Genomic DNA, 234 nt, shown 5'->3' on the forward strand with positions numbered 1-234 from the left:
GTACGAGGACGTGCGTCTGGCCTTCGCGCCGGAGTTCCAGGCGGCCTTCTTCGGCGGCGACCCGGACAACTTCAACTTCCCGCGCTACGCCCTCGATGCCGCCTTCCTGCGCGCCTATGAGGACGGCAAGCCGGTCGCTTCGCCCAACCACCTGAAGTGGAACCCCAACGCCCCGGTCGACGGCGAAGTCACCTTCGTGGCGGGCAACCCCGGCTCGACCTCGCGTCTGCTGAC

At 68.4% G+C, this 234-nt stretch carries 1 protein-coding gene; it reads left to right on the top strand.

Going from position 1 to position 234, the window contains the following annotated elements:
- Nucleotides 1-234: S46 family peptidase (locus tag BST14_RS29085; RefSeq protein ID WP_142279747.1), on the top strand; the 234-nt coding region annotated here is incomplete at both ends.

This window comes from Mycobacterium arosiense ATCC BAA-1401 = DSM 45069 (genome assembly GCF_002086125.1).
Taxonomy (GTDB): Bacteria; Actinomycetota; Actinomycetes; order Mycobacteriales; family Mycobacteriaceae; genus Mycobacterium; species Mycobacterium arosiense.